Origin of the sequence: Paraburkholderia sediminicola (assembly GCF_046030555.1) — a bacterium.
Taxonomy (GTDB): Bacteria; Pseudomonadota; Gammaproteobacteria; order Burkholderiales; family Burkholderiaceae; genus Paraburkholderia; species Paraburkholderia sediminicola_E.
This window is the reverse complement of the sequence record NZ_JAQQCH010000055.1, coordinates 1-5,600: the sequence shown is the minus strand read 5'-3', so window position 1 is coordinate 5,600 and position 5,600 is coordinate 1. Positions and strand designations below refer to the sequence as shown.

The window sequence follows — 5,600 nt, the reverse complement described above, 5'->3', positions numbered from 1 at the left end:
GCCGTAAACGCAGAAACCCCACCTTTGAGGGGTGGGGTTTCTGATGCTGCTGGGGAGCCTGACGATTACCTACTTTCACACGGGAATCCGCACTATCATCGGCGTGGAGTCGTTTCACGGTCCTGTTCGGGATGGGAAGGGGTGGGACCGACTCGCTATGGTCATCAGGCATGACTTGTTGCCGTACTGCTCGAGGAGCAATACAACCAATCTGGAAGAAGTAGCTGAGAGGATGCCTCTCGGTATTACATTGGGTTGTGTTGTTTCTGGCACAACATCGATCACTCAACCGTGCGTGTGCAAGACACACCGGTTATAGGATCAAGCCTTACGGGCAATTAGTATCAGTTAGCTTAACGCATTACTGCGCTTCCACACCTGACCTATCAACGTCCTGGTCTTGAACGACCCTTCAAGGGGCTCGAAGCCCCGGGGATATCTCATCTTAAGGCGAGTTTCCCGCTTAGATGCTTTCAGCGGTTATCTCTTCCGAACATAGCTACCCGGCGATGCCACTGGCGTGACAACCGGTACACCAGAGGTTCGTCCACTCCGGTCCTCTCGTACTAGGAGCAGCCCCCTTCAAATATCCAGCGCCCACGGCAGATAGGGACCAAACTGTCTCACGACGTTTTAAACCCAGCTCACGTACCTCTTTAAATGGCGAACAGCCATACCCTTGGGACCGGCTACAGCCCCAGGATGAGATGAGCCGACATCGAGGTGCCAAACACCGCCGTCGATATGAACTCTTGGGCGGTATCAGCCTGTTATCCCCAGAGTACCTTTTATCCGTTGAGCGATGGCCCTTCCATACAGAACCACCGGATCACTATGACCTGCTTTCGCACCTGCTCGACTTGTCGGTCTCGCAGTTAAGCACGCTTATGCCATTGCACTATCAGCACGATTTCCGACCGTACCTAGCGTACCTTCGTACTCCTCCGTTACACTTTGGGAGGAGACCGCCCCAGTCAAACTGCCTACCATGCACTGTCCCCGACCCGGATAACGGGCCAAGGTTAGAACCTCAAACAAACCAGGGTGGTATTTCAAGGACGGCTCCACGCAGACTGGCGTCCACGCTTCATAGCCTCCCACCTATCCTACACAGATCGGTTCAAAGTCCAATGCAAAGCTACAGTAAAGGTTCATGGGGTCTTTCCGTCTAGCCGCGGGGAGATTGCATCATCACAAACACTTCAACTTCGCTGAGTCTCGGGAGGAGACAGTGTGGCCATCGTTACGCCATTCGTGCAGGTCGGAACTTACCCGACAAGGAATTTCGCTACCTTAGGACCGTTATAGTTACGGCCGCCGTTTACCGGGACTTCAATCAAGAGCTTGCACCCCATCATTTAATCTTCCGGCACCGGGCAGGCGTCACACCCTATACGTCCACTTTCGTGTTTGCAGAGTGCTGTGTTTTTATTAAACAGTCGCAGCCACCAGTTTATTGCAACCCCTTCACCCTTTGCGCGCAGGCGCATCAAGCTACAGGGGCGTACCTTATCCCGAAGTTACGGTACCAATTTGCCGAGTTCCTTCTCCCGAGTTCTCTCAAGCGCCTTAGAATACTCATCTCGCCCACCTGTGTCGGTTTGCGGTACGGTCTTGTTAAACTGAAGCTTAGAGGCTTTTCTTGGAACCACTTCCAGTTGCTTCACCGCCTAAGCGGCTCGTCCCATGCCCTTGAATTGCGCACCCGGATTTGCCTAAGTGCCTTCTCCAACATAGAAACCGGGACTTCCAACACCCGGACAACCTTCCGCGATCCGTCCCCCCATCGCATTTAACAATGGTGCAGGAATATTAACCTGCTTCCCATCAGCTACGCATTTCTGCCTCGCCTTAGGGGCCGACTCACCCTACGCCGATGAACGTTGCGTAGGAAACCTTGGGCTTACGGCGAGGGGGCCTTTCACCCCCTTTATCGCTACTCATGTCAGCATTCGCACTTCCGATACCTCCAGCGCACTTTTCAATGCACCTTCGCAGGCTTACGGAACGCTCTCCTACCATGCACATAAATGTGCATCCGCAGCTTCGGTATATTGCTTAGCCCCGTTACATCTTCCGCGCAGGACGACTCGATCAGTGAGCTATTACGCTTTCTTTAAAGGATGGCTGCTTCTAAGCCAACCTCCTGACTGTTTTAGCCTTCCCACTTCGTTTCCCACTTAGCAATATTTGGGGACCTTAGCTGGCGGTCTGGGTTGTTTCCCTCTTGACACCGGACGTTAGCACCCGATGTCTGTCTCCCGTGATTGCACTCTTCGGTATTCGGAGTTTGCTATGGCGTAGTAATCCGCAATGGACCCCACAACCATGACAGTGCTCTACCCCCGAAGGTGATACACGAGGCACTACCTAAATAGTTTTCGGAGAGAACCAGCTATTTCCAGGTTTGTTTAGCCTTTCACCCCTATCCACAGCTCATCCCCTAACTTTTCAACGTTAGTGGGTTCGGACCTCCAGTACGTGTTACCGCACCTTCATCCTGGCCATGGATAGATCACCTGGTTTCGGGTCTACACCCAGCGACTGAACGCCCTGTTCGGACTCGCTTTCGCTACGCCTTCCCTAATCGGTTAAGCTTGCCACTGAATGTAAGTCGCTGACCCATTATACAAAAGGTACGCAGTCACCCCACAAGGAGGCTCCTACTGTTTGTATGCATGCGGTTTCAGGATCTATTTCACTCCCCTCCCGGGGTTCTTTTCGCCTTTCCCTCACGGTACTGGTTCACTATCGGTCGATCACGAGTATTTAGCCTTGGAGGATGGTCCCCCCATCTTCAGACAGGATTTCACGTGTCCCGCCCTACTTGTCGTACACCTAGTTCTTCCTCGCTGTTTTCGTCTACAGGGCTATCACCTGCTATGGCGGCACTTTCCAGAGCCTTCGACTAACAATGAAGATAAAGAGTACAGGCTGATCCCATTTCGCTCGCCACTACTCTGGGAATCTCGGTTGATTTCTTTTCCTGCGGTTACTTAGATGTTTCAGTTCACCGCGTTCGCTTCTCATGACCTATGTATTCAGTCATGGATACTCCAAAAGGAGTGGGTTTCCCCATTCGGACATCTACGGATCAAAGCTCGTTTGCCAGCTCCCCGTAGCTTTTCGCAGGCTACCGCGTCCTTCATCGCCTGTGATCGCCAAGGCATCCACCACATGCACTTGTTCGCTTGACCCTATAACGGGTGTGTCTCATGTGCCATCCACTCGGAATGCCACCTTCGCCACAATCGCTACAGGTTGAGTATTCGTGTTGCGCCGTATTCCAAGGCAATCTTTCGATTACCTTTTCATACATTGATACAATCACAACCCTGATTCACCTACTCAATCACCCATCTCTAAGTGATCTTTCGTGAATCTCTTTACTACTTCTTCCTGATTGTTAAAGAACGACAGCCGATATAAAGCTCTGCTTCATATCACTCTGACTGGCTCAATCGCCAATGCATAAAGCTCGGTTAATCCCGCAAACCCGGAACCGAACGCTAGGCATTGATGATTGGTGGAGGATGACGGGATCGAACCGACGACCCCCTGCTTGCAAAGCAGGTGCTCTCCCAGCTGAGCTAATCCCCCAGTCACACAGATATTGCTATCCGCATTGATGCCCCAGGGGTTCAGTCATTAGCGCAGCCACCGCAGAAACAGTGGTGGGTCTGGATGGATTCGAACCATCGACCCCCGCCTTATCAAGACGGTGCTCTAACCAACTGAGCTACAGACCCCTGAGTCTGTCTTGTTCACAGCCGATAAGCGTGAGCGCTCAACGTTCGACACGTTAGCTCGAGAAAGGAGGTGATCCAGCCGCACCTTCCGATACGGCTACCTTGTTACGACTTCACCCCAGTCATGAATCCTACCGTGGTGACCGTCCTCCTTGCGGTTAGACTAGCCACTTCTGGTAAAACCCACTCCCATGGTGTGACGGGCGGTGTGTACAAGACCCGGGAACGTATTCACCGCGGCATGCTGATCCGCGATTACTAGCGATTCCAGCTTCACGCACTCGAGTTGCAGAGTGCGATCCGGACTACGATCGGTTTTCTGGGATTGGCTCCCCCTCGCGGGTTGGCGACCCTCTGTTCCGACCATTGTATGACGTGTGAAGCCCTACCCATAAGGGCCATGAGGACTTGACGTCATCCCCACCTTCCTCCGGTTTGTCACCGGCAGTCTCCCTAGAGTGCTCTTGCGTAGCAACTAGGGACAAGGGTTGCGCTCGTTGCGGGACTTAACCCAACATCTCACGACACGAGCTGACGACAGCCATGCAGCACCTGTGTTATGGCTCCCTTTCGGGCACCCCGACCTTTCAGCCAGGTTCCATACATGTCAAGGGTAGGTAAGGTTTTTCGCGTTGCATCGAATTAATCCACATCATCCACCGCTTGTGCGGGTCCCCGTCAATTCCTTTGAGTTTTAATCTTGCGACCGTACTCCCCAGGCGGTCAACTTCACGCGTTAGCTTCGTTACTAAGGAAATGAATCCCCAACAACTAGTTGACATCGTTTAGGGCGTGGACTACCAGGGTATCTAATCCTGTTTGCTCCCCACGCTTTCGTGCATGAGCGTCAGTATTGGCCCAGGGGGCTGCCTTCGCCATCGGTATTCCTCCACATCTCTACGCATTTCACTGCTACACGTGGAATTCTACCCCCCTCTGCCATACTCTAGCCCGCCAGTCACAAATGCAGTTCCCAGGTTAAGCCCGGGGATTTCACATCTGTCTTAGCGGACCGCCTGCGCACGCTTTACGCCCAGTAATTCCGATTAACGCTTGCACCCTACGTATTACCGCGGCTGCTGGCACGTAGTTAGCCGGTGCTTATTCTTCCGGTACCGTCATCCCCCCACCGTATTAGGGCAAAGGTTTTCTTTCCGGACAAAAGTGCTTTACAACCCGAAGGCCTTCTTCACACACGCGGCATTGCTGGATCAGGGTTGCCCCCATTGTCCAAAATTCCCCACTGCTGCCTCCCGTAGGAGTCTGGGCCGTGTCTCAGTCCCAGTGTGGCTGGTCGTCCTCTCAGACCAGCTACAGATCGTCGCCTTGGTAGGCCTTTACCCCACCAACTAGCTAATCTGCCATCGGCCGCCCCTGTAGCGAGAGGTCCTAAGATCCCCCCCTTTCCTCCGTAGAGCGTATGCGGTATTAATCCGGCTTTCGCCGGGCTATCCCCCACTACAGGACACGTTCCGATGTATTACTCACCCGTTCGCCACTCGCCACCAGGATTGCTCCCGTGCTGCCGTTCGACTTGCATGTGTAAGGCATGCCGCCAGCGTTCAATCTGAGCCAGGATCAAACTCTTCAGTTCAAACCTGTTACTGTTTTTCGGGCTCTTTCGAACCCGGTCGCTCACTCAACGTACTGACGAATGATCCTCCTGCCTTCCAGCAGGAAAACCTTCCTTTAATACTAGTGTGAGACTTGATACTTTCGCTTCCCCGGCAGACCCCGAAGAGTCCACCGGCGCGTCGCGCATCAAGCGCCCACACTTATCGGCTGTTAATTTTTAAAGATCGAGTCCGCATTCACTACCGAACCAGCCACCGTCGTCGCCAACTTCACAAC

At 53.2% G+C, this 5,600-nt stretch carries 2 tRNA genes and 3 rRNA genes; all 5 read right to left on the bottom strand.

Annotated elements, in window-relative coordinates:
* Nucleotides 1–56 precede the first annotated feature (56 nt).
* The 5 genes from rrf to PQQ52_RS34480 all read right to left on the bottom strand — a co-directional run bounded on the left by rrf (nt 57) and on the right by PQQ52_RS34480 (nt 5,343).
* A 5S ribosomal RNA gene (gene rrf, locus PQQ52_RS34500) occupies nt 57–169 on the bottom strand.
* Nucleotides 170–317: 148 nt separating this feature from the next.
* Nucleotides 318–3,197, bottom strand: a 23S ribosomal RNA gene (locus tag PQQ52_RS34495).
* Between the two features lie 327 nt (nt 3,198–3,524).
* Nucleotides 3,525–3,600 (bottom strand) — tRNA-Ala (locus PQQ52_RS34490).
* 72 nt (nt 3,601–3,672) lie between these two features.
* Nucleotides 3,673–3,749: transfer RNA gene (locus PQQ52_RS34485), tRNA-Ile, on the bottom strand.
* Nucleotides 3,750–3,812: 63 nt separating this feature from the next.
* Nucleotides 3,813–5,343, bottom strand: a 16S ribosomal RNA gene (locus PQQ52_RS34480).
* Together the 16S, 23S and 5S rRNA genes with 2 tRNA genes alongside form the textbook arrangement of a ribosomal RNA operon.
* Nucleotides 5,344–5,600 lie beyond the last annotated feature (257 nt).